Source organism: Coprococcus sp. AF19-8AC (assembly GCF_003603115.1).
In the GTDB taxonomy this organism is placed as follows: Bacteria; Bacillota; Clostridia; order Lachnospirales; family Lachnospiraceae; genus Coprococcus; species Coprococcus aceti.
The window spans coordinates 242,910-268,641 of record NZ_QTMI01000004.1 but is presented as its reverse complement, the minus strand read 5'-3'; the positions used below and the strand labels follow the sequence as shown (position 1 = coordinate 268,641).

Genomic DNA, 25,732 nt, shown 5'->3' with positions numbered 1-25,732 from the left:
TATCCTTAGAGGTTTCTAAGAGATAAGCTTTAGAAGATACCTCTTTCTGTGTGGAATTCTGAAGGTACAAGTTAAAAAAATATAAAAAACACTTGCATTTTCAAGTCAAATGTGTTAACATTGACAAAGACGCCGTGGTTTACCAGGTGATATTCCTCGATAGCTCAATGGTAGAGCACTCGGCTGTTAACCGAGGGGTTGTAGGTTCGAGCCCTACTCGGGGAGCTGCTTTTGAAAACCTGGCCCCATGGTCAAGCGGTTAAGACATCGCCCTTTCACGGCGGTAACACGGGTTCAAATCCCGTTGGGGTCATTTGACAATTAAATATGCCGATGTGGCTCAATTGGCAGAGCAGCTGATTTGTAATCAGCAGGTTATCGGTTCGAGTCCGATCATCGGCTTTTTGCTTAAAGCAAGAAGTTGCCAAAAAGCAATAAATGGGTGGATTCCCGAGTGGCCAAAGGGGACAGACTGTAAATCTGCTGCGTAATGCTTCGATGGTTCGAATCCATCTCCGCCCATTTTATTTTTTGCCGCGGGGTGGAGCAGTCTGGAAGCTCGTCGGGCTCATAACCCGAAGGTCATAGGTTCAAATCCTGTCCCCGCTACTTTTATGTAAGCCCAGATAGCTCAGTTGGTAGAGCAGAGGACTGAAAATCCTCGTGTCGCTGGTTCGATTCCAGCTTTGGGCACTAGATGAAAAGCTGAAACTTTTATGAGTTTCAGCTTTTATTTGTTTATGCGGGCAAAGCCCTCCAAAACGTACAGTATGTATATTTATAGGATTCCGAAGGAGGAGATATCAGAATGGTATTTGAGGTTGGACAGGTTATAAAGATGAAGAAGGCGCATCCTTGTGGAACGAATTCCTGGGAGATACTCAGAGTAGGAATGGATTTCAGACTCAGATGTACTGGCTGTGATCATCAGGTCATGGTGCCCAGAAAATTGGTGGAGAAGAACTTCAAGGGATTTATTGAAGAATAAAAAAGAAGCAGGATCATGATTAGGCGATTATGATTCTGCTTCTTTTTTTATATAAAGTTTTTTGTGAGCCGATTGAGTATAACTTATATATTAGCTTTACTCTCTTTAAGGGAGGAGCGCAGCCGCTTGACGGCTGCGCCAATTAAGGGATTGGGGGGTGTAGTCATTTCTGACTACAAAAAAGGGAGTAAATAACAAAAAATAGTAAATTGTCAAATTTCAGTGTAAGCTGTCAACGCTTTCTGTTGTTTTTCTGTATCTCTTGCTTACAAGTTGATAATATGATAAATGGATCAGGATTGCAATAGCATTTGGCTCATTTAGGTTATAATGCCATATTTGTTGGCGATTTTGACTGTTTTTGACTACTTTTGCATGTATAATCGTAAAAAATCATCTGATGTAACATAACGCAACGATATTGCGCAAGTTGCACACAGGCAAGTTGCGCAATACAGAAGAGATATATAATAATAAAAGAGCAGAATCACGATTAGACGATCATGCTTCTGCTCTTTTTATTTATATAAGATTTTTGTGAGCTGATATTGAATATATCATAACCTTTGGTTACTCGCCTTTAAGGGAGGGACGCAGCCGCTTGACGGCTGCGTCAATTAAGGGATTGGGGGGGTAGTCATTTCTGACTACGAAAAAAGGGAGTAAAAACAAAAAATAGTAAATTGTCAAATTCCAGTGTAAGCTGAAGATGTTTCTGCTGTTCTTGTATCTCTTGCTTACAAGCTGATAATATGACATAAATGTTATTTATGCAATAGCATTTGATTGTTTTCCGTCATATTCACATATTCATAATAAATTTTGACTGTTTTTGACTGAAAAGGAAAAAATCAGACATTTGCACTATTCAAATGGCATGCTTATGTGATATAACTTTACTTATATGACGTGATAATACATTATTTCACAGATGAATTATCACAGATAATATGCATACGAAAAAAGATCAGGGAGGATCAAGATGAAGAGCAGCAAGAAAAATCTTATTGCCATCGCCGTGGTAATTCTCATTATTGCGGTTCTCGGAATTCTGTCTATATATGTAGATAAGATTCCATCGCCATCGTCATATGCGACATTCTGGGCACTTGTACCATCGGTTGTCGCTATCACGCTGGCACTTATAACGAAGGAGGTTTACAGTTCACTGTTTATAGGAATTGTAATAGGAAGTGTGTTTGCCTCCGGATTCAGTTTTACGGGCAGTATATCGAATGTACTGCAGGATGGACTGATCGCACAGCTTTCAGATTCATATAATGTAGGTATACTGATATTCCTTGTCATTCTTGGAACCATAGTTGCACTTATGAACAAGGCAGGTGGATCCAAGGCATTTGGTGACTGGGCAGCTACCCATATCAAGACCAGACAGGGCGCGCAGCTCTGCACAGTTCTTCTGGGAGTTCTGATATTTATCGATGACTATTTTAACTGCCTCACAGTCGGTAGCGTTATGAAGCCTGTAACTGATAAACACAGGATATCAAGGGCGAAGTTTGCATATGTTATAGATGCAACAGCGGCACCTATATGTATCATAGCCCCTGTATCATCATGGGCTGCGGCCGTCAGTGGATTTGTAAAGGGTGAGGATGGCTTTGGTCTGTTTATAAAGGCCATACCATATAACTATTATTCATTCCTCACACTTGCGATGATGATCGCAATGATCGTTATGAAGGTTGAGTTTGGTTCCATGGAGAAGCATGAGCTCAATGCCCTGAAGGGAGATCTTCTCTCAATGGGAGATGGCAAGAAGACTGTCACAGCAGAGGAGACTGATGTGGTCAACAGCAACGGCAAGGTAGTTGATCTTATAATACCTATCATATGTCTTGTTATCTGCTGCATTATAGGAATGATCTACACAGGTGGATTCTTCAGCGGTGTAAGCTTTGTAGAGGCATTCTCAAACAGTGATGCATCTGTTGGACTTGCAATTGGAAGCTTGTTCGGACTGCTTATTACAATTCTTCTGTATGTGATAAGAGGAGTCCTGGATTTTGGTAAATGTATGGAGGCTATACCAGAGGGCTTTAAGGCAATGGTACCGGCTATACTGATCCTTACATTCGCATGGACGCTCAAGGGAACTACCGATATGATGGGTGCAAAGGATTTTGTACAGACAGCAATGACATCTGCATCGGGAAGTCTGTTTAGTTTCCTTCCTGCGGTTATATTTATAGTTGGATGTCTCATGGCGTTTGCAACAGGAACATCATGGGGAACATTTGGAATACTTATCCCTATTGTGTGTGCAGTATTTGAGGGTAAGAATAATGAGCTTATGATCATAGCGATATCAGCATGTATGGCTGGAGCTGTGTGTGGAGATCACTGCTCACCTATATCAGATACCACTATCATGGCATCAGCAGGAGCGCAGTGTAACCATGTAAATCATGTGGCAACACAGCTTCCATATGCGATAACAGCGGCTATCATGTCATTCGTGTCATATGCTATAGTTGGACCGATTACATATCATCTGCATGTTAAGTGGTTTATCATGCTTCCGATATTCATAGCAATGATGGTTCTTCTGGTATTTGTACTCAGAGTCATCAAGCACAGAAATCCTGCAAGTTATGTGAATGCGGATACTAGAGTAGCGGATGCGGAGTAGGCAGATCAAATTGTAAATAAAAGGTATATTTAACGAAAAAAATAGTTGACTTATGATGGAACATAAGTTAATATGTGAGAGTAGAGTTTTCATTTATTTGAATCCTCTCTCCCCTCATTATGGTGACCAGGTACCCCCTGGTCACTTTTTTGTTTATATGGACAAAATATAGCATGGTCACTTTATATTTGTTAATTTGTGCAATCACATGTAAAGGTATATTCTATATACCATAGATGCTGGGGAGACAGACATCATAATAAATAAAGGAAAGAGAGTAGTTATGCAGGATAACAGAGAGATAACAAATGAAGAAGTCCAGAAGGCTTCGGAGATAATCAATAATTTGCTGAGTTACTATAACAGTAAGGTTGTGGGACAGCCTTATCTGGGATATTCACTTCTGGTTGCAATGATGACAAACGGTCATGTGCTTCTGGAATCCGTTCCAGGACTTGCCAAGACCACTGCTGCCAGGGTTATGACAGAGGCGGTTAATGGATCATTTTCAAGGATCCAGTGTACACCGGATCTTATACCGAGCGACATAATTGGAACCCAGATGTACAACATGGCGACCAATACATTTGAGGATAAGATAGGTCCGGTTTATTCGAACTTTGTACTACTCGATGAGATAAACAGGTCCAGTGCGAAGACACAGAGTGCCATGCTGGAGGCGATGCAGGAGAGAGAAGTCAGTATAGGAGGAAAGACATATAAGCTGCCGGAGGTGTTCGTGGTAATAGCGACCCAGAATCCGATCGAATCTGAGGGTACGTATGTGCTGTCAGAGGCACAGCTTGACAGATTCCTTCTCAAGGAGACTGTGACATATCCAAGCGCAAGGGATGAGATGGAGATACTCAACAGAGTGGAGGCAGGAGTTTTTTCAGACGTGAAGTCCGTTGCCAGCGTTGACGATGTGGTGTATCTTCAGAAGCTGTGCAAGAGGATTTATATAGATCCGGCGATAAAGAAATATATAGTTGATATAGTTCAGGCAACCAGAATGACGGATAAGATACTTGCACCTGAGCTTGCACAGTATGTTGCCATGGGTGCGAGCACAAGAGCGGCTATTGCGTTCATGGAGGTAGCAAAGGCGATCGCACTTATAAATGGGAGAAGATATTGTGTTCCTGATGATGTGAAAGCACTCAGATATTCAGTCCTGAGACACAGGATCATGCTTACATTTGCCGCTGTTGCGGAAGACGTGAAGATTGAGAAGATTATAGATGCCATAATAGGTTCGGTTAAGACGCCGTAGGGGAAGACAGTTAATTATGAAGATGACATATATATCCAGAATACAGGGAAATATGAAGGGATATAAGACCATATATACTACCAAGGCAACGTCGAGGATAATCGATGGTTCGTACAATTCTATCTATAAGGGCAGGAGTATGAACTTTGATGAGCTCAGGGAGTATGTCGTTGGCGATGATATCAAGGACATGGACTGGAAAGCATCTGCCAGGAGCCAGAAGCTTCTGGTCAGACAGTATATCGCCGAGAAGAAGCATAATATAATGCTGGTGATGGATGCCGGAAAACGTATGCTTGGATATGCCAATGATGTTCAGGAGAAAAGTGATGTTGCACTTATGGCGGCAGGAACCCTGGCATATATGGTGTGTGACAATGGTGATTATGTGAGCGCTACTTATGTTTCAGACAGGGGCGTGGAGCACTATCCGTTTAAGACAGGCTTTGCAAATGTCGAAAATATTCTTGCGGGTTACCACAGGAACGTTACCATGACTAATGACTCGGATACGGGGGATGCGCTGAGCTTCATTGCGAGGAATTTCAGGAGAAGAATGATCATACTTGTGGTGACGGACACCAGAGGTATCCTGAATATGTCGGAGGCAACTGTAAAGCAGTTAAAGGTACTGCATGATATACTGCTTATAAATGTTGAGGATGCCGGGATGAACGGTAAGAATGTATATGACATATCCGGTGACACATATATTCCTGAATTTTTTACCAGGGACATGAAGCTGGCAAAGAAGGAAGAGAGGAAAAGGCAGGAGCTTTCAAGTGCCTGTGACGACAAGCTTAAGAAACTTGGTATTTCGTATCTGACGGTCAGGTCTTCTGACAGCATGGATGAAAAGATAGTAGAGCTGCTCAACAAGCACAAGACTGAGAGCTCTGGAAAGTAGTTAAATGGGCTGATGCCCGGAGATAAGAGGAAGAAGATATAAGATATGGAAAGTTCAGTGAATTTGCAGGAGCCGCTTTCGTATGTGGTATGGCCGATCGTGCTGACCGGAGTGATAACAGCCGCAGTGCTGTTGTTCTTTGGTGTCTGCTGGTATCTGAGAAGACGTAGAAAAATGGCGGCGGAGCTGCCGAAGGTGGTGAAGCCTGCGCCTATGGATATGGGTAGAGTGAAGGCCAGATATCTGTCAGAACTGGCGGATATTGCGGGACAGTATGATCAGGGAAAACTTGATGTAAGAGGTGCATATCAGCGTATGAGCCGTTGTATCAGGGGATTTGTTCATGCTGCAACCGGCATAAGGGTTCAGAATTACACTCTGTATGATATAGAAAGATTAAACATGCCGGAGCTGTACTATCTTGTGGCTGAGTATTATGCGCCGGAATTTGCAAGAAAGTCCGATGGTGATGTGAGGGCTTCCCTTGAGAAGACAAGGAGTTTGATTGAGAGATGGCAATAAAATATCATATTGTTCTATATGCAGGCCTGGCTATTGCGCTGTTTATGCTGGTATTTGTGTTTGTGAAATACAAAAAGACAAAGGAATATGCCGGAGGAAAAAAGATCGCAGGGCTCATATGCCAGGAAGATGAGGCATATTTCAGGAAAAGAAAAATATTATATAAGACCGGGCTTACAGCCACGCTCATATGCTGCGTACTGGTTGTCGTATCGGCATTCCTGCTCATGGCAAAACCATACACGAGCAGGCGTATGCAGGATGAAAAGTATTGTAGGGACATCATTCTGTGTATCGACATATCAACATCCGTGGATTATCTCAACGAGAATCTGCTGGACAAGCTGAAGAAAACAGTTGATGAGCTTCAGGGCGAACGTTTTGGAATCGTGATATTTAACACAAGTCCGGTGCTGCTTACTCCGCTCACGGATGATTATGAGTATGTGAAGGATCAGCTTGATCTGATCGCACAGTGTCTGAAGAGCAGAAATGAAGTGAATCTGGACGATGCATTTTCATCGGGGTACGACTGGATATATTATCAGGCATATATATCATCTGGAACTCTGATCGGAAATGAGCAGAGGGGAAGCTCACTTATAGGGGACGGCCTTGCTGCTGCGGCAATTGATTTTTCGGATGCTGACAAGGAGAGGACAAAGGTGGTAATATTCTCCACTGACAATGATATACAGGGAACACCGGTGGCAACTCTGGATGAGGCGGCCGATATATGTGTTTCAAACAATGTCACGGTGTATGGAGTTGGAACAAAGGAGATGACACCGGAAAACAAGGAGTCCATGAAGAATGCGGTGGAGAAGACCGGTGGTAAATTCTATCTTGAGGAGGAATCCGGATCATTTGGAGAGATAGTATCATCGATAGAAAAGCTGAGTAAGAATCTGGTCAAGGTGAGGATGGTGGATGTTGAGACACCTGAGCTGTTATATCCATTTGTATTGATGCTGGTTCTGTTTGCAGGAATGCTAGGACTTGGCCGCTGGCTCAAATTATAAGACGTTACAGGAGAGAATTATGAGAATAGATCCAATTATACCAATCTGGCTTATGCTCATATTGTGCGTTGGCATGGCGTTCCTGAAAAGGCGGAAGAGAAGCGCATATATAAGGCAGATAGCTGCCATCATACTGATATTTCTCATCAATCTGAGGATCATGGTCCCAAGCAGCAACGTGGAGACAAGTGTCCGGAAGCTTGACACATATGTGCTGTTCGTTGTGGATGACACCATAAGCATGCTGGCTCAGGATTATGCTGGGGATACAGAGAGGCTGACGGCGGTGAAGAAAGACTGCGAGCACATAGTTGATGAGATGGACGGTGCTAAATTTGCGGTTATAACCTTCAATAATAGTGCAAATCTGATATCGCCATATTCGGATGATTCAAATTTTGCAAAAAGTGTTCTGGATTCAATATATCCGCTGGATTCGCTATATGCCAGGGGGTCGTCCATGAATGTCTGCATAGATGTGATGACGGATACCCTTAAGCGTGCAAAGGAGAAAAATGATGGAAATGTGGTCGTGTTCTTTATAAGCGATGGTGAAATAACCAATGACGACAGACTCAAGTCATTTGACGGGGCGAAAAAATATATTGATGGAGGCGCAGTGTTGGGGTACGGCACAAAGGAAGGCGGCAACATGTATGTGAAATCATATTACGATGACCGGAAGGAGCTGCTTGAGGACACATCGGACTACCCGTATAAACCAGCGGTGTCGAAGATCGATGAGGATAATCTGAAAAAGATTGCCGATGATCTGGGCGTCGACTATATAAATATGAACGATGGTTCTGCGCTGGATAAGGTTGTGGAGAAGTCACGGGGAACCGCTGAGTCAACGGATAAGGGTAAGACCATAGGATATGTGGATATATATTATCTGTTTGCAGCCTTATTTGCAGGACTTGTTGTATATGAATTTTTTGATATGAGAAAGAAAGTCATAAAATGAAAAACAGATCAGGAATAATAAAGATCGTTGCTGCAGTGACCGGAGCTGTCAGTCTGCTGTGTATGGCGGTGCTTCTGGTGAATTATCTGTGCAATGAGCATTTTATAAGTGAATACAAAAAGGGACAATATGTGGACAGTACAGTGAACGCCGTGCTTGGCTTTACTCAGCCACATATATACCATTATAATCTTGGTGATGTATATTACAGTCAGGGAGATTACGAGGGCGCCGAGCAGGAGTTTCGTAAGGCACTTGAAAAGAAGCCGGGTGGTGAGTCCGACTGTAAGACAAGGGTCAACCTTGCGCTGTCCATAGTGAAGCAGATAGATTCTGAGGGTGTTACCAAAGAGAATCTGGATGAGGTGATAGACATACTTGAGGGGGCAAAGGACATTCTCATAGAGAATGACTGCGCCCACAGGGATGATGAGGATGGACATTACGAGGATGCACAGACTCTGAAGGATGAGATAGATGCTTTTGAGGAACAGCTCAGGAAGCAGACGGAGGAACAGGATCAGAAAGGTGATCAGGATCCAAATGACCAGAAGGATCAGGGCAGTGACGATGAAAACGAAGAGGATACACAGGAGCCTCAGTCTTCTGATAAGGAATCGGAGATACGAAAGCAGCTCGATGCCATCCAGGGAGACAGTCTTGAGCAACGAAATCAGGAGATGGATGCATACGAGACATACAAAAATGAACATGATTACTACGGCGGACGCACTTGGTGATCCTACATTAATAGACATTAAATTCTAAATATAAAACTTGCGCAATATTAAGACGCGGGGTATAATACTGCTAGTTATGGTCATTTGTGGAAAAGTGACCAGAATAAGGAGATAGAATCGAGCAATGGTAAATGAAGAAAAGGTCATTCTAATGACGAAGATCGCCATGTACAAGGAGTCGCTTGGACGTGAGGATCTCGAAAAGGGTAAATATTTTCAAAGTGACTATGTGAAGCTTAACTGTCTTAAGACAATTGTTTCATCTACGGTGCTGTTTGTAGTTTTTGCCGCAGCTTACATATACTATAATCTTGCAGATATAGTTGAGAAGCTCACAGAGCTTGACTATGTGAAGGTGGCGAGCAGCATTGTGGGCGGCTATGCAGTGGTGTGTATTGCATTTGCGCTTTTCGCGTGGGTCTTATATACATACAGATATATGAAGGCAAAGCCAAAACTCATAAAGTATAACCAGAATCTTAAGAAACTGATAGAATTTTATGAGAACGAGGACGGAACACGCCGTTCTGTCAAAAAAAAGAGGAGGGCTAACTGATAATGTCAACACTTCTGGATTTCCGCGATGGAGTAAAGAATTTTTGTAGTAAGTATGATAAATTTGTTTCACCACTGTGTAAGTTTATACTGGCACTTGTTGTGTTCTGGTCAATAAACCATCTCACAGGATATAACAGCACGATAAGCAGTATCGTAGTGGTCCTGGCAGCAGCTTTTGTGTGTGCGTTCCTTTCAGGCCAGCTCACACTTGCCATTGCAGGACTGTACGCATGTGCCCAGGTTGCCAGCGCAAGTCTGGAGCTTGGAATCTCATTTATTGTCATATTTGTGATAATGTATTGTGTATATATAAGATTTTTCCCTAAGGCATCATGGATCATTCTGTTTATGCCATTCTTTTACATTATAAAGTTCCAGTATTTCATGCCGATCCTGGCTGGAATGACAGCTGGATTCACAGGAATGGTTCCTGCAGCATTTGGCTGTATATTCTACTTCTTCCTGAAGCATACTGCTGATTACGTCGCTTTAAGCTCAAGTTCAGCAGAGGGTGATCTGATAGAGGGATACAAGTATATTTTCCAGCATCTGGTACAGGATAAGACACTTCTGCTCACCATAATAGTGTTTGCAGTTGTTATAGTTCTTACATACATAATATATAGAATGTCATTTGCATATTCATGGTACGTTGCCATCATCACAGGCGGTGTGGTAGAGATCATACTGTTCCTGGTTGGAACTTTGTCCATGGAAGTTGAGGTATCCCTTGCGGGGGCTCTGCTTGGATGCATACTGGCGATACTGGTGGCCATAGTGGTTCAGTTCTTCAAGATAGTTGTGGACTACTCAAGTGTTGAGAATACACAGTTTGAGGACGATGACTACTACTACTATGTAAAGGCTGTGCCAAAGGTCATGGGTGGTGCCCAGAGAAAGGCAGCCAGAAGAGAGCAGCCATCGCCAAGACCACAGCAGAAGAGGACGACTTCGTCCGGATCAGGCGCACAGAGAAGCCGGTCTGCGGCAAAGGGAGATTCTGTTACAGGATCAACAAGATAGATACATTGAAAAGAGCTTACATGTGAGTGACCTGACTTTTGTCAGGTCACATTAATTATACGGAGTATTTATATACCGAAAGGAGGATGAAATGGATAAGATATCAACGTTTATATCAACGTATTTTGATTGGTTTTATATAACAGTTCCAGGCACAGTAGATATAATAGAGATACTTATTTTGTCATTCTTTATATACAGGATCATGTTGTGGTTCAAGCAGAGCAGAGCATGGACTCTTCTGAAGGGTATAGTTATGATCGTGCTCTTCACTGCCATTGCGGCGGTGTTCCAGTTCAATACGATCTTATATCTGCTTAAGAATGCATTCAGTGTGGGAATAATAGCGGTGGTGATCCTGTTCCAGCCGGAGTTCAGACGAGGACTTGAACAGCTTGGAAGAAAGAAGCTGATCAATTACATTATACGAGATGGCGAGGATGATGGTGTTATATCGGAGAAAACGATATATGAGCTTGTGAAGACGGCCCAGGTCCTGTCTGCAAACCGTACCGGTGCACTCATAGTCATTGAGAATGAAGTTGCACTGGGCGAGTATATTGATACGGGAATACCGATCGATGCGGTCGTGACTAACCAGTTACTTCTCAATATATTTGAGCACAACACACCGCTTCATGATGGTGCGGTGATCATAAGAAAGAACAGGGTGGTTTCTGCCACATGTTATCTGCCACTGTCTGCAAATGACTCCATCAACAAGGAGCTTGGAACACGACACAGAGCCGGTATAGGTATCAGTGAGGTGTCAGACAGTATGACTCTTATCGTATCTGAGGAGACAGGTTCAATATCCATTGCACAGGGAGGCGAGCTCTTCAGGAATCTGGACAGCGAGGGCGTGAGAAGTCATCTTCAGACGCTGTGCAAGGAGTATAACGGAAGAAAGAGCCACAGGTCTTCAGGTGTCCGTCCGGTTAAGCGGAGAAAGAGAGTCGTTGTGGAGAATAAGAATAAAGCTTCCAGAAAGGAGGCTGATGAGAATGAAAAATAACAGCGCAGAGCCTAAGAAAAAGGCAAATAAGATATACAGCAATATAGGTCTTAAGCTTCTGTCGGTTGTGCTTGGATTTCTGGTGTGGCTTCTTGTACTGAATATCGATGATTCAGCCGTGACAAGGACCATAAGGGACATTCCGGTCAATCTGGTAAATACTGACGCCATAACAAGTCAGAATCAGTTGTACACGATAACTTCAGGTGATACCGTGGATATAGTCGTCAAAGGACGTAAATCACTTATAAGTGATCTTGATGCGTCGGATTTCAAGGCTGTAGCGGATATGTCAAAGATATCCATAACAAATGCGGTGCCTATCACTGTAACTGCGAACAGCACCAACATAGCTAAAAAGGTCAGCATAACTGTTGTGGACAACGTGCTGTCAGTTGAACTTGAGGACGAGAAGTCAGTGTCAGTTCCTGTGTCCGTGGTGACAACAGGCGAGGTTGCTTCCGGATATACGGTTGGTAACAGTGTGGCAGCTCCAAACCTCATAACGATAAAGGGTGCTGCAAGTATAGTTTCGAGCATAGATCGTGCAGAGGTGACAGTTGATGTGACCAGTGCAAAGGATGATATAACGACAAACTGTACGCCTGTATTTGTAACCGCTGATGGTGAGAAGATATCAGACAAGTCGATATCCTACGATGAGATATCGATAGCAGTCACAGTTCCGGTATACAAGACTAAGAATATACCTGTTCATGTGGATGTCACAGGAGATCCTGCGGATGGATATCTTGTATCAGATATAACATATGTACCGGAGACCGTTGATATAGGTGGAGACGCATCGATAATAAAGGATATAACAAGCCTTGATATAACGGATGTTGATGTGAGCGGATGTACAGCAGATGTTGAGACGACACTTGATGTATCAAAGTATCTTCCAGAGGGGGTGGTCGTGACAAAGGAGAGCGCATACATCAATGTGAAGATAGCGATCGAGAAATCAGTTACAAGAAATATAACGGTGACCACAGGGGATATCATCCTGAGGGGCAAGCAGAGTGGATATAGCTATGAGATGAGCATGGGTGATAGCAATACGATAACCGTGAGTGGAATCTCAAGTGCGGTGTCTAAGGTATCGGCCAAGAGCCTGAAGCTGTCCATAGATGCTTCCAAGCTCTCATATGGCGATAATACGATCACGCTCAGTGTCCCTGATGGAGATAAGTACACCGTGGTAAATACGTGTACAGTTATGGTAAAGGTTACTGAGACACAGTAGTAATTGTCTGGAGGTGTATGTATATGGATACAGAAAAGTTGAATGAGCTGAGACAGATCATAGAAGATTCGGATAATATCGTTTTCTTTGGCGGTGCAGGAGTATCGACGGAGAGCGGTATACCAGATTTTAGAAGTGTGGATGGACTGTATAATCAGAAGTATAAGTATCCGCCGGAAACTATAATCAGCCACAGCTTTTATCTGAGAAATCCTGAGGAATTCTATAGATTCTATAAGGATAAGATGATATTTAAGGATGCGAAACCTAATAAGGCTCATCTGAAACTTGCAGAGCTTGAGAGAGAAGGCAAGCTTAAAGCAGTCATCACACAGAATATCGATGGGCTCCACCAGATGGCGGGCAGCAGGAATGTCATAGAGCTCCATGGTTCTGTTCACAGAAATTACTGCGAACGGTGTCATGCATTTTACGATCTGGACTACATAGTGAATTCAGACGGTGTGCCTAAGTGTGATAAGTGTGGCGGCACAGTAAAACCGGATGTGGTGCTGTATGAGGAGGCACTTGATGAGGATAATATGTCGAGGGCACTCCAGTATATATCCGAGGCGGATACGATGATAATCGGTGGTACATCGCTTGTTGTGTATCCGGCAGCAGGACTTATCAGATATTTCAGGGGGCGGAAACTGGTGGTTATAAATATGTCCCCGACACAGTCGGACAGCAATGCGGATCTTCTGATAGCGGATAAGATAGGAGATGTGCTGGGCAGTCTGTAATAACGATAAAAAGGCATGGAGAAGGCATGCCTGATATAAATACGATATGGAGGGCGATTTATGTATTTTGAGAAATCCAAAGGTTTCCCGAAAGATTTTCTGTGGGGCAGTGCATCTGCCGCATATCAGGTTGAGGGAGCATGGAATGAGGATGGGAAAGGTCCATCCAACTGGGATGAGTTCGTGAGGATCCCGGGAAAAACATTTAAGGCTACGACAGGTGATAAGGCGGTTGACCATTACCACAGATACAAGGAAGATGTGGCACTTATGGCGGAGATGGGACTTAAGACTTACAGGTTCTCAATATCCTGGCCAAGGATCATACCTGATGGCAATGGCGAGATAAATGAAAAGGGCTTACAGTTCTATGATGACCTGATCAATGAACTGGTTAAGTATGGAATTGTTCCTATGGTAACAGTGTACCACTGGGATATGCCACAGGCACTTGAGGAGCAGTATCACGGATGGGAGAGCAGACGAATAGTCGATGATTTCGTCAGATACGCAAAGGTTCTGTTTGAGAGATACAGTGACAGGGTAAAGCACTGGATAATCATGAATGAGCAGAATGTATTTACAGGTCTTGGCTGGAATGCAGGAATGCACCCACCAGGAAAGGTTGATGACCAGAAGATGTTCTATCAGGTAAACCATCATGCATTTATGGCACACGCCAAGAGTGTTATTGCACTCAAGGAGATCTGCCCGGATGCTAAGGTCGGTTCATCCTTCGCATACACACCGTCATACGCATTTGACAGAAAGCCTGAAAATGCGATGGCGAAGATGGATTATGATGATCTGAACAACTTCTACTGGATGGATATGTATGCCTATGGCCGTTATCCAAGGGCTGCCGCTGCTTACCTCGAGAGCAAGGATCTAACTCCGGTTATGGAGGACGGTGACGAGGATATCCTCAGGAAGGCTGCAGGTCTCATAGATTTCATGGGTGTAAACTATTATCAGTCATGCGTTGTCGAGCACAACCCGATAGACGGAGTGGGAACGACTCACGAGATGAACACGACCGGCAAGAAGGGCACGGCAAAGGTTCAGGGTGTTCCGGGACTTTACAAGAATCCTGCAAATGAATTCCTCCCTACGACAGACTGGGATTGGACCATCGATCCGATGGGACTTCGCATGTGCTGCAGACAGATAACATCGAGATATGATCTTCCTATAGTCATATCTGAGAATGGCCTCGGCGCATTTGACAAGTTCGAGAATGGGGAGATCCATGATCCGTACAGGATAGATTACCTGAAACATCACATAGAGGAACTCAAGAAAGCGTGTGATGACGGCTGCCGTGTCCTGGCATACTGCACATGGTCTTACACAGATCTTCTCAGCTGGCTCAACGGATATCAGAAGAGATACGGATTTGTGTATGTGGACAGAGAAGAGGACGAGAACAGTGGAACTTTGAACAGATACAAGAAGGATTCTTATTATTGGTACAAACATGTTATAGAGACCAATGGTGAGGAGCTGTGATAATAGAATAATATCATAACAGGGAGAACCAGCATTTGAGTGCTGGTTCTTTTTCGTACTAAAGTTATGCATTTAGTCATTTAATTTTAAAAACTAGCCGTTTGGCTAGTTTACTAAAAAACTCAGTGTATTATAATTATTTGTTATGTTGATGGCAATATCTGGCAGTAACTGCCAGGGATTAAAGACAGGAGGAAAGGGATAATTATGAAATCAAAGAAATTGGTAACTGGGTTGATTATGGCATGTATATTTGCTGTAGTGATTATTGCGGGAAAGAACTCTGTGAAGGTGCAGGCCGCGGATGGGGATGTGGCAATTGTGACGGATGGCAATGGCGATGAGATCGGATCATATGCTACACTGGCTGATGCATTTGCAGCCGCACAGAATGGCTATACAATATGTATAATTAGTGATATATATGATCCTTCGGCTTCTATAGGATACAATGATGGTGAACATAATAAACATATCATTATAGATCTCAACGGTAAAAGTGTCACTTTGCAGATGATGAATTTTGATTATTCGTTATACGTGAAAAACGGAACATTAAATTGCGGTATCACAAATGCAAGTGTTGGATTTACTAATGCTATGCTGACTTTGTCAAATGTCAAATTCATTACGGATAGTATCAACTGGATGACAAAAGATGGAATCTGTCTGAATAATGGCTCAAATGTGGCGCTCAACGGTTCACAGTGTTGGTTTGAAAAACTTGAGATGGATACAGACTGTGTATTTACGGTACAGAACAGTGACGGACTTAGCAACTTTGGGCATATTGCAGATGGATTTGACGGTGTGAAGGAGTTTGTACCAGAGGGACTTTCTGTAGAAGGAACGACAATCATTGATGATGAGACAGGAGCCAAGGCTAAGGATTTTATTCTCCGTTACCGCAGCTTGTCGGATGGTGCAGATGTCGCTGTCAGCATTGCTCCAAAATCGTATGTGTACGATGGAAAAGAAAAGAAACCTGCGGTTACGGTTTCTTATGGCGGAAAGACTCTGACAGAGGGAAAAAGTTACTCATGTGTATATGCGGATAATATTGATGCGGGAACAGCTACAGTTACTATCAAGGGTGAGAATACCATACATGGACAGATCGTGGAAGAGTTCACAATAGATAAGGCAAAGCAGAAGGCACCTACAGGTTTGGTCGCAACGGCAGAGACTGTGGATGGGAAAAATGATGGTCAGATATCTAATCTGAAGACGTCAATGGAATATAGTGTTGACAAGAAAAAATGGTTGGATTGTGAAAGCACGGTACTTAAGAAACTTGCAGATGGAAATTATTATGTGAGATATAAGGAGACCAAAAATTATTATGCATCTCCTGCTGCAAAGGTAGTGGTAAAGAAGGGGAATGTACCAGTAACAAATGAACCGACTACAAATGAACCAACTACAAATGAACCTTCAACTGAAAAACCAACGTCAAGTGAGCAGACGACAGAGAAGGTAACAACAGAGAGACAGACAACCGATGAGAAGACTAACGTGACCTCAACAGAGAATACAACTGTAGCAGACTCAAAAAAGGGGTCAGGTGTACCAAATACCGGAGATGACGGAAATGTGGCATTGATGCTCATAGTCATGATGGCATGTTTATTAGGGGCTGCCGGGGTGGTAGTTTACCGTAGAGAGAAATAATTTAAAATAATAAAAAAATGTTAGCACTCAGTATTGACGAGTGCTAACAAGTGTGTTATATTATCATCAGACAGGGAAGTGATATTAAGGTATCAGTTCCCTGAAAGTTTAGTTTAGGAGGTAAACAGCTATGGAGATGGATAAATACACACGTAAATCGTTGGAAGTTGTAGAGAAAGCAAAAGAAAAAGCTCTGGAGTACGACAATCAGGAACTTACGCAGATGCACCTTTTGGCTGGCTTGCTTGAGATAGATGACAGTTTGATAGCCAAGATATTTGAGAAGATGGGCGTGAATGTTACTGGTGCCGTGAATGCGGTGGAGGATAAGCTGGCAAGGTTGCCGAAGGTCAGCGGTGGCAATATGTATGCCGGAAATAACTTCTCAAAGGCTCTCATCCAGGCAGAGAAGGAAGCAAAGCAGATGGGCGACACATATGTGTCTGTTGAGCATTTGTTCCTCGGCATGGTGGATAAGGCTGATTCGGATATCAAGGAGCTTCTTAAAGGCTGGGGAGTTAGCAGGAATGCATTCCTCAAGGAGCTGGCAGAAATCAGAGGTAACCACAAGGTGGACAGCGATGATCCGGAGAGCTCATATGAGGCTATGGAGAAGTTCGGATATGATCTGGTCGAGAGGGCAAGACAGCAGAAACTTGACCCGGTAATAGGACGTGACGCTGAGATACGAAATGTGATCAGGATCCTGTCAAGGAAGACAAAGAACAATCCGGTGCTTATCGGTGAGCCTGGTGTAGGTAAGACTGCGGTTGTAGAGGGACTTGCACAGAGGATACTCAGAGGTGATGTGCCAGAGGGACTTAAGAACAAGAAGATATTTGCACTGGACATGGGAGCCCTTGTGGCAGGAGCCAAGTACAGAGGTGAATTTGAGGAGAGACTTAAGAACGTCCTGGATGAGGTGAAGAAGTCCGAGGGCGAGGTCATAATGTTTATTGATGAGCTCCACACCATTGTGGGAGCCGGTAAGACGGACGGTGCCATGGATGCGGGCAACATGCTCAAGCCTATGCTTGCAAGGGGTGAGCTGCACTGTATAGGTGCCACAACACTGAATGAGTACAGACAGTATATAGAGAAAGATGCGGCTCTTGAGAGACGTTTCCAGCCGGTTATGGTGGATGAACCAACAGTTGAAGATACAATATCTATCCTTCGAGGAATCAAGGAGAGATACGAAGTGTTCCATGGAGTTAAGATATCAGATGGTGCCCTTGTAAGCGCAGCGGTTCTTTCCAACAGATATATAACAGACAGATTCCTACCGGATAAGGCAATAGATCTTGTTGACGAGGCGTGTGCCATGATCAAGACAGAGCTTGATTCAATGCCTGTTGAAGTGGATGAGATCACACGTAAGATAATGCAGCTGGAGATTGAGGAGACAGCCCTTAAGAAGGAGGAGGATAATCTGTCAAAGCAGAGACTGGCAGACCTTCAGGCTGAACTGGCAGAACTCAAGGATCAGGCAAATTCCCTGAAAGCAAAGTGGGAGAACGAAAAGGCTGCAGTTGAGAAGATAAGGACCCTCAAGGAAGAGATGGAGCAGGTCAAGGCTGATATTCAGGCTGCACAGAGAAATTATGATCTGAACAAGGCAGCAGAGCTTCAGTATGGTAAGCTTCCAGCAATCCAGAAAGAGCTTGCAGAGGCTGAGTCCACAGCTTCAGATAAGGAGAGGGAGCTTGTCCATGAGGTAGTTTCAGAAGATGAGATATCGAAGATCGTATCCAAGTGGACAGGAATTCCTGTTGCAAAGCTTACTGAGAGCGAGAAGAGCAAGACCCTCAATCTTGCCAGCGAACTTAAGAAGAGAGTTGTAGGTCAGGATGAAGCCGTTGACTATGTCAGCGATGCGATCATCAGATCAAAGGCGGGAATAAAGGATCCTAGCAAACCGATAGGTTCATTTATCTTCCTTGGACCAACCGGTGTTGGTAAGACAGAGCTTGCAAAAAGTCTTGCAGCGGCATTGTTTGACAATGAGCAGAACATGGTTCGTATTGATATGAGTGAATACATGGAAAAGCACAGTGTGTCAAGACTTATAGGAGCGCCTCCGGGATATGTAGGTTATGATGAAGGCGGTCAGCTGACAGAGGCTGTTCGTAGAAAGCCATATTCGGTTGTCCTCTTTGATGAGATAGAGAAGGCACATCCGGATGTGTTCAATGTGCTCCTTCAGGTGCTTGATGATGGACGTATCACGGATTCTCAGGGCAGAACTGTGGACTTCAAGAATACGATCATTATCATGACATCAAATATCGGTGGTGCGGATATCGCAGCTGCCGGCGGAGAGATCACAGATGAACTGAAGAATGACGTAATGGCTCAGCTTAAGAGCAGATTCAGACCTGAGTTCCTGAACCGTATCGATGAGATCATCACATTCAGGGCACTGTCTAAGGACAACATCAGTGGTATAGTTGATCTTCTCATGGCAGATCTCAACAGCAGACTGGCAGACAGGGAGATCACTATCAAACTTACGGAGAGTGCAAAGCAGCACATCATCGATCAGGGATATGATCAGGTGTATGGTGCAAGACCGCTCAAGAGATATCTGCAGAAGAATGTGGAGACACTGGTTGCAAAGATGATACTTGCGGGCAGCGTAAGCACACAGTCAGCCATAGTCATCGATTATGATGGAACGGCTCTTGTGGCAGGAAATGAGAGATAAAATAATACAGGTCATACAGAGAAGGGCGGAGGGGGATTACTCCTGCGCCCTTCTCTGTATTCACAAAAAATGAAATTAATGGTATAATTGGCGCTGGTGAAAAATGTTCGGTATATTATTTGAAATTTACATGAGGAGGGCAGGGAGTGAGTACAGAGAATGTAAGCTTAAAAAAGATAGATCTTGGAGATTATGTTTTTCTGGCGAGACCATGCGTGGCTGTTTCGGAGGAGGCTGTGAAGCATTTGGCAGAAAGAGCCGTGCAGGGAAAACTGGAATTTATCGGAGTGTTTGATGACAGAATGGATGACAGTGTCCAGCGGGAAGTGGTTATGAGTCTGGCATCGTCTCCTGAGATATCGATAGCGATACGGCATGTGTGCGCGGGGCTTTACAGCAGAAGCTTTCTGAACACATACTGCGACGGAGTGGAGGCACATCAGCAGGGTCTGTTTCCTGATCTGTATATATTGTGGATGGCATTTGCACATGCTGATAGGGCGATGTTTGCAGCCTGTGACATGTGTGACAGAGTTGAGATAGACACAGTGTGGATAGACGATGTGGATGCGGCGTACACGGTCAATATAACCTACGACCGCATAAAGGATCATCTCATGCAGGACTGGTCTGTGTGGGAGAAGTGGAAGGGATATTACACGCTTCAAAGATGGAGATGTTACTATGAGATGCTTCACTGGATGACAGAGGATGCGGGCTGGCAGTTTGCGGAGCGCATGGCTGTGGACTTCCACAGGAGCATGGAGCTTGATGAGCTTGACCAGGAACTGTTCAGCCAGGAGGAGAAGACAGGGCTTTATGTTCTTGCTAAGGATCCGGGATTTCTCAAGAGATATTATCTCGGCAAGGTAGTCTACAGCAAAAAGATATTTGACCTTAACAATGAACTGGGGCGACGCGCTGAAGAGCTGGATGCGAGTCACAGAGAAAATGATGAACTCAGAAGAGAGATGGAAGCTCAGCGGATCAACTATGAGACATCAACCACGTTCCGTGTGGGCAAGGCTGTGATGTTTGTTCCGGTGACACTGAAGAAGGCTGTAAAGAAGCTTTTGCATAGAAACTAACAGATGAGATGGAGGGGGTGTATCAGTGATTGATGTATCGATTGTGTTGACAGTATACAATGCGGAGAGTTACATAGAGGGATGTCTGGACATGATAACCGGACAGACCCTTAGAAATATACAGATAATATGCGTTGACGATGGATCCACCGATAATTCGTCGCAGATCATAGAACAGTATGCGCAGAAGGATGACAGGATCGTACTTATAAGAGAGAAGAATGCCGGAGCGGGTGCGGCAAGAAACCGCGGAATGCAGGAGGCAACAGGAAAATATATACTGTTTCTCGACTGCGACGATTTATACGAGCCTGAGATGGTAGAGAAGGCTTTCCGCAGAGCCGAGGAGGAGCAGGCGGAGATAGTCATCTACAAATCAGACCAGTACAACATGGATACTGAGGAGTATGTATATGAGAAGTGGGCCATGATAGAGTGGGCACTTCCACCGTATGAGCCGTTTAACCGCAGACAGATATCCACAAATATATTCAGAGCATTTGTGGGATGGGCGTGGGATAAGCTGTATCTCAGGGAATTTGTGATGAAGAATGATCTGAAATTCCAGGAGCAGAGAACCACAAATGATGCGCTGTTCGTGTTTAGCGCGCTGGTGCTGGCGGAGCGCATATGTACAGTAAGTGAGATACTCATCCACAGAAGAGTGGATACCCGGGATTCGCTGTCCAAGACCAGAGAGAAGTCGTGGGATAACTTCTATCACATGCTGCTGGCACTCAGACAGATGCTGAAGGATCACGGTCTGTACACAGAGATAGAGAAGGACTATATAAATTACGCTCTTCACTTCAGCCTGTGGAACTACAACACGCTGGCGGAGCCGACAAAGACAAAGCTCAGAGAGAAGCTTCTCGGCGAATGGTATGACGAGCTTGGAATATCCGCAAGACCTGAGGAATATTTTTATGATGAGTACGAGTATGGCCAGTACAAGGACATGTTAAATTTTACTGTTGAAAAACAGTGATATATATGAGTATAATAGGAACAAATTTTTGATGGAGGTAAATTCGATGTTCAGTTTTGACGAGATAACAAAGGTAGATCCAGAAGTAGCGGCAGCAATGACAGACGAGTTCAACAGACAGAATAACAATCTGGAGCTCATAGCTTCCGAGAATATCGTATCAAAGGCGGTTATGGCAGCCATGGGCAGCCATCTCACCAACAAGTATGCAGAGGGATATCCTGGTAAGAGATATTACGGTGGATGTCAGTATGTGGATGTTGTTGAGGACCTTGCGCGAGAGAGAGCCAAGGAGCTGTTTGGCTGTGAGTATGTGAATGTACAGCCACACTCAGGAGCACAGGCAAACATGGCAGTATTCTTCGCAATACTTAATCCTGGCGATACATTTATGGGAATGAATCTTGATCACGGCGGACATCTCACCCACGGTTCACCGGTCAACATGTCTGGAAAGTATTTCCACTGCGTGCCATACGGTGTAAACGATGACGGATTTATAGATTATGACAGAGTTCTCGAGATCGCAAAGGAGTGCAAGCCAAAGCTTATCGTAGCAGGAGCTTCAGCATATGCCAGAGCTATTGATTTCAAGAGATTCAGAGAGATCGCTGATGAGGTTGGAGCATATCTTATGGTCGATATGGCTCACATCGCCGGACTTGTGGCAGCAGGACTTCACATGAGCCCAATCCCATATGCCCATGTGACAACAACCACAACACACAAGACTCTCCGCGGACCTCGTGGTGGTATGATCATGTGCAGCAACGAGATAAATGAGAAGTTCAATTTCAACAAGGCAGTATTCCCAGGAATCCAGGGCGGTCCTCTCATGCATGTGATAGCCGGTAAGGCAGTATGCTTCAAGGAGGCTCTTACACCTGAGTTCAAGGCATATCAGGAGCAGGTTGTCAAGAATGCGGCAGCACTTGCAAAGGCACTCATGGCAAGAGGATTTGATATTGTATCAGGCGGAACAGACAATCATCTGATGCTCATGGATCTCAAGAGACTTGGACTTACAGGTAAGGAAGTTGAGAAGCTTCTTGACGAGGTTCATATCACAGCAAACAAGAACACTGTTCCAAACGACCCTAAGTCACCATTTGTAACAAGTGGAATAAGACTTGGTACACCAGCCGTTACCACAAGAGGTGCAAATGAGGCTGACATGGAGATCATAGCAGACGCCATAAAGGCAGCAGTCCTTGACAATGATAAGGCAAAGGCTGAGCAGCTTGTAAAGAGCATTGTAGAGAAGTATCCACTGTATGCATAATCGATAAGAAATATTGATGCATTGCAGTTCGTCAGGCATATAAGATAAGAACAAGAGCGGCACGGAAGTTTCCGTGCCGCTTTTTGAGAACATGAACATGAAAAGTAACAGTAAAGTTAAGAAAAAATTACTCATAGCAGCCGTGGCTGTTCTGGCTATAGTTGTGGCGGTGATCCTGGTATGTGCGGCATATCTTCATGCGGGCAGAAGCTCCCTCAGAGGACAAAGATCCAGGGATGCTGAAATGCTGTATGAAGGTCACAGCTACATGTATGATGAAGACAACATTAATATACTGTGTATCGGTGTGGATGCCAGAGGAGAGGCTGACACCGTGGGACAGGGGGATGCCCTGATACTTGTCACACTCAATGTCAGGGACAAGACGATAAGATGCCTGAATATCAACAGGGATACTCTGGCACCTGTCAAGGTATTTGGTGTTGCGGGCAAATATATCACGACCCAGAATCTTCAGGCAGCACTGGCATTTTCATATGGCAGTGATGTGGCTGACGGTGCGGAACTCACGGAATATACGGTATCAGAACTGCTTGACGGACTTCCGATACATGCATATGTGACGCTTGACTTTGATGGAATCAGCAAGATGAACGAGCTTGTCGGCGGAGTGACGGTGAAAGCCATGGAGGATCTGGACAGAGCAGATATACGCCAGGGCGAGACAGTGACACTGTCGGGGGAGCAGGCGGTATATTATGTGACGGAGCGCAACAGTGCCTCGGAGGATATAGGAACAAATGCCGCCCGTATGGACAGGCAGAAGCAGTACATGTGTGCATGGTGCGGCCTGCTAAAGGAAAAGCTTAAGAGAAATCCCCTGAAGATATGGGATATGTATGAACAGATGTCGGGATATATATCAACAGACATATCCAGAACCGGGATGCTGTATCTGGCGTGGAAATTTGCCGGGGCGGAGTTTACTGATGACGGAATGTATGAGCTCCCGGGTTCATATGAGAGAGAGAATTATTATGATGAATATATTGTTGACGATGCGGCGTTAAAGGAGCAGCTTGTCGAAATGTTCTACAGAGAAGTGGAGTAATGCCTGTATGCAGAACGATGATAGACAGGAAGAATTAGAAAGAAAAATTGCAGAGGCGGTGGCGCTCGCGCAATCCGTTGTCGAGGACAATGAGCGGGAAAGTCACGCAGAAAATGGAAATACCGACAGTCCTGAGACAGAGGCAGTGATGACCGAACCGGGAGGAGAGCGTAAGAAGCTCTTATGGAAGGTAGTCTTGGGGGTATCATCGGTGGTTTTGCTGGTGTGCATCTGCCTGATCGTGAGATATGCGTTTGCACATAACCGGAGCAACCGTGCAAACCGGGCACTCAGGGAGTATGTGGATTATGGAACAGATGGAGCTACGGAGAGCTATGCCTCGTCCAAGCAGGATGCAGGAATTGATGATGTGATATTCCCGCATGTGAAGGTGGACTTTGATGAACTTCAGAAAAAGAATCAGGATATATGTGCGTGGATATACATACCTGGAACAGATGTCGATTATGCGGTACTGCAGGGCAGTGACAACAGCTATTATCTGAGCCATGATGCATATGGGGAGTACAGCCCTGATGGAGCAATCTTCATAGACTCTGCAAATTCCAGAGAATTTTCGGATTTTGATACGGTCATGTATGGACACAACATGTCCAGTGGAACTATGTTCAAGACTCTGCACAATTATGAGGATGAGGAATTCCTCAGAAACAACAGGAATGTGTATGTATACACACCAAACAGTACGCTGTGTTATACGGTGTTTGCTGCATACAGGACAAATGACAGACATATATTCACATACAATGATTTCTCTGACAAAAAAGGCAGACGGTCGTACATAGATGGAATATTTGACGAGAATTTTGATACTGGGGTTGTGCAAAATGACCAAAAAATAGATGTTGACAGCAGACTGCTGACTCTTTCTACATGTTGTGGAATGGATGGAAAAAGATGGATCGTGCAGTCGGTACTCACAGGGGAAATAGAAGCGGAGGCCAGATAAAAAAGGGAGTTTTGCACAATTGACGCTCTCTTTTTATGATGGTATACTTTGGAACAAAGTATGATGTCAGGAGAAGGACATCAGGGAGACAAGGAGTGAAGGTTATGACAACAAGATTGGGGAAGGCAGCTTCATTTAAGAGAAAAGTGGCAGCCTGGCTTGCAGCGGTAGCGATAACATTAGGCTGCGGAACAACAGCATTTGCGAATAACAGCCCGGAGAATGATTATGAGACAGATTCGACACACATTCTCATATCCGAGGCGGATACAACTATAGCGGATATTGACAATCTCATGCTTGGAGATGCACCATCGGAGGTGCTTGGAGATAAATCATTGGATGGATATTCAACTCTTGCAGTGTTCTCAGTTACAGCGGTGAATGATTATGATTATTCTGAGATAGAGACGACAAAGATCAGAGGAGCGGCCATCACCAGTGATATGACAGTTCAGGTGAGATTTCTTCCGGATGACGGAGAATGGACCAAGATCCCATTCAGCGTAGAGAGCGGAGTTCTTCTGGCAGAATTCCCATCGGATGGACAGCTTGCAGTGTTTGTCAAGGATGACATAGATATACCGGATGATGATGATCCTCAGACTGCGGGTGTATCACAGGCAGGAAAGGCACCACAGACAGGAGACAGACTTCCAATATACATATTTACCGGAATCGTAGCGGCGGCACTTGTGGTTGTATCAGTGAGAAAGATAAGAAAATAATATATAGTGTATATAAAAAAAGAACTTTTGCATATATATGTGCAAAAGTTCTTT

22 protein-coding genes and 6 tRNA genes are annotated in these 25,732 nt (G+C 44.3%); all 28 read left to right on the top strand.

What is annotated here, in order from left to right:
* The first annotated feature begins 153 nt into the window (after window positions 1-153).
* The 28 genes from DWX57_RS11625 (at window position 154) to DWX57_RS11490 (ending at window position 25,678) form a co-directional block, all read left to right on the top strand.
* Window positions 154-225, top strand: a tRNA-Asn gene (locus tag DWX57_RS11625).
* 16 nt (window positions 226-241) lie between these two features.
* Window positions 242-313, top strand: a tRNA-Glu gene (locus DWX57_RS11620).
* Between the two features lie 16 nt (window positions 314-329).
* Window positions 330-402, top strand: a tRNA-Thr gene (locus tag DWX57_RS11615).
* Window positions 403-440: 38 nt separating this feature from the next.
* Window positions 441-522, top strand: a tRNA-Tyr gene (locus DWX57_RS11610).
* Window positions 523-535: 13 nt separating this feature from the next.
* A tRNA-Met gene (locus DWX57_RS11605) sits at window positions 536-609 on the top strand.
* An 11-nt stretch (window positions 610-620) separates the two neighbouring features.
* Window positions 621-693: transfer RNA gene (locus DWX57_RS11600), tRNA-Phe, on the top strand.
* A gap of 115 nt (window positions 694-808) precedes the next feature.
* Complete coding sequence (locus DWX57_RS11595; protein ID WP_015533982.1) at window positions 809-988, top strand: DUF951 domain-containing protein; 180 nt, start codon at window positions 809-811, stop codon at window positions 986-988.
* Between the two features lie 982 nt (window positions 989-1,970).
* Window positions 1,971-3,641 carry a Na+/H+ antiporter NhaC family protein gene (locus DWX57_RS11590; protein ID WP_120124298.1) on the top strand — a complete coding sequence of 557 codons (1,671 nt, stop codon included), beginning with the start codon at window positions 1,971-1,973 and terminating at the stop codon, window positions 3,639-3,641.
* Between the two features lie 283 nt (window positions 3,642-3,924).
* Window positions 3,925-4,914, top strand: a complete 990-nt coding sequence (locus DWX57_RS11585) for an AAA family ATPase (RefSeq protein WP_015533980.1) — start codon at window positions 3,925-3,927, stop codon at window positions 4,912-4,914.
* A gap of 16 nt (window positions 4,915-4,930) precedes the next feature.
* The gene (locus tag DWX57_RS11580; RefSeq protein ID WP_022216145.1) at window positions 4,931-5,821 is read left to right on the top strand and encodes a DUF58 domain-containing protein; all 891 of its coding nucleotides are present in this window, start codon (window positions 4,931-4,933) and stop codon (window positions 5,819-5,821) included.
* A gap of 45 nt (window positions 5,822-5,866) precedes the next feature.
* Complete coding sequence (locus tag DWX57_RS11575; protein ID WP_022216144.1) at window positions 5,867-6,343, top strand: hypothetical protein; 477 nt, start codon at window positions 5,867-5,869, stop codon at window positions 6,341-6,343.
* A complete protein-coding gene (locus DWX57_RS11570) occupies window positions 6,334-7,365 on the top strand; it encodes a VWA domain-containing protein (protein WP_117875421.1) in 1,032 nt (343 codons plus the stop codon). Before DWX57_RS11575 ends, DWX57_RS11570 begins: the two co-directional genes overlap by 10 nt.
* 19 nt (window positions 7,366-7,384) lie before the next feature.
* On the top strand, window positions 7,385-8,332 hold the full coding sequence (locus DWX57_RS11565) for a vWA domain-containing protein (protein ID WP_015533976.1): 948 nt from the start codon (window positions 7,385-7,387) through the stop codon (window positions 8,330-8,332).
* On the top strand, window positions 8,329-9,072 hold the full coding sequence (locus tag DWX57_RS11560) for a tetratricopeptide repeat protein (RefSeq protein WP_120124295.1): 744 nt from the start codon (window positions 8,329-8,331) through the stop codon (window positions 9,070-9,072). Before DWX57_RS11565 ends, DWX57_RS11560 begins: the two co-directional genes overlap by 4 nt.
* Before the next feature lie 124 nt (window positions 9,073-9,196).
* Window positions 9,197-9,628, top strand: coding sequence for a hypothetical protein (locus DWX57_RS11555; RefSeq protein ID WP_015533974.1), 432 nt, complete (start codon window positions 9,197-9,199; stop codon window positions 9,626-9,628).
* 2 nt (window positions 9,629-9,630) lie between these two features.
* Window positions 9,631-10,653, top strand: a complete 1,023-nt coding sequence (locus DWX57_RS11550; RefSeq protein ID WP_120124292.1) for a hypothetical protein — start codon at window positions 9,631-9,633, stop codon at window positions 10,651-10,653.
* Between the two features lie 91 nt (window positions 10,654-10,744).
* Window positions 10,745-11,668: a diadenylate cyclase CdaA gene (cdaA, locus tag DWX57_RS11545; protein WP_118649970.1), complete on the top strand. Its 924-nt coding sequence runs from the start codon at window positions 10,745-10,747 to the stop codon at window positions 11,666-11,668.
* On the top strand, window positions 11,658-12,917 hold the full coding sequence (locus DWX57_RS11540; protein ID WP_022216139.1) for a CdaR family protein: 1,260 nt from the start codon (window positions 11,658-11,660) through the stop codon (window positions 12,915-12,917). The genes cdaA and DWX57_RS11540 overlap by 11 nt, the downstream gene beginning before the upstream one ends.
* A gap of 23 nt (window positions 12,918-12,940) precedes the next feature.
* Window positions 12,941-13,663: an NAD-dependent protein deacylase gene (locus DWX57_RS11535; protein ID WP_120124290.1), complete on the top strand. Its 723-nt coding sequence runs from the start codon at window positions 12,941-12,943 to the stop codon at window positions 13,661-13,663.
* Between the two features lie 60 nt (window positions 13,664-13,723).
* Complete coding sequence (locus tag DWX57_RS11530; RefSeq protein ID WP_120124287.1) at window positions 13,724-15,172, top strand: glycoside hydrolase family 1 protein; 1,449 nt, start codon at window positions 13,724-13,726, stop codon at window positions 15,170-15,172.
* 207 nt (window positions 15,173-15,379) lie between these two features.
* On the top strand, window positions 15,380-16,843 hold the full coding sequence (locus DWX57_RS11525; RefSeq protein WP_120124284.1) for an LPXTG cell wall anchor domain-containing protein: 1,464 nt from the start codon (window positions 15,380-15,382) through the stop codon (window positions 16,841-16,843).
* A gap of 130 nt (window positions 16,844-16,973) precedes the next feature.
* Window positions 16,974-19,550: an ATP-dependent chaperone ClpB gene (clpB, locus tag DWX57_RS11520; RefSeq protein ID WP_117875423.1), complete on the top strand. Its 2,577-nt coding sequence runs from the start codon at window positions 16,974-16,976 to the stop codon at window positions 19,548-19,550.
* A 146-nt stretch (window positions 19,551-19,696) separates the two neighbouring features.
* Complete coding sequence (locus DWX57_RS11515) at window positions 19,697-20,638, top strand: hypothetical protein (RefSeq protein ID WP_120124281.1); 942 nt, start codon at window positions 19,697-19,699, stop codon at window positions 20,636-20,638.
* Window positions 20,639-20,663: 25 nt separating this feature from the next.
* Complete coding sequence (locus tag DWX57_RS11510) at window positions 20,664-21,626, top strand: glycosyltransferase family 2 protein (RefSeq protein WP_117875425.1); 963 nt, start codon at window positions 20,664-20,666, stop codon at window positions 21,624-21,626.
* A 46-nt stretch (window positions 21,627-21,672) separates the two neighbouring features.
* Window positions 21,673-22,908 (top strand): serine hydroxymethyltransferase, encoded by a 1,236-nt coding sequence (gene glyA / locus DWX57_RS11505; protein ID WP_015533968.1) that lies wholly within the window; start codon window positions 21,673-21,675, stop codon window positions 22,906-22,908.
* 97 nt (window positions 22,909-23,005) lie between these two features.
* The gene (locus tag DWX57_RS11500) at window positions 23,006-23,980 is read left to right on the top strand and encodes an LCP family protein (protein ID WP_158547582.1); all 975 of its coding nucleotides are present in this window, start codon (window positions 23,006-23,008) and stop codon (window positions 23,978-23,980) included.
* A gap of 7 nt (window positions 23,981-23,987) precedes the next feature.
* Window positions 23,988-24,950 carry a class B sortase gene (gene srtB, locus DWX57_RS11495; RefSeq protein ID WP_117549356.1) on the top strand — a complete coding sequence of 321 codons (963 nt, stop codon included), beginning with the start codon at window positions 23,988-23,990 and terminating at the stop codon, window positions 24,948-24,950.
* A gap of 104 nt (window positions 24,951-25,054) precedes the next feature.
* Window positions 25,055-25,678, top strand: coding sequence for a hypothetical protein (locus DWX57_RS11490; protein WP_117549475.1), 624 nt, complete (start codon window positions 25,055-25,057; stop codon window positions 25,676-25,678).
* Window positions 25,679-25,732 lie beyond the last annotated feature (54 nt).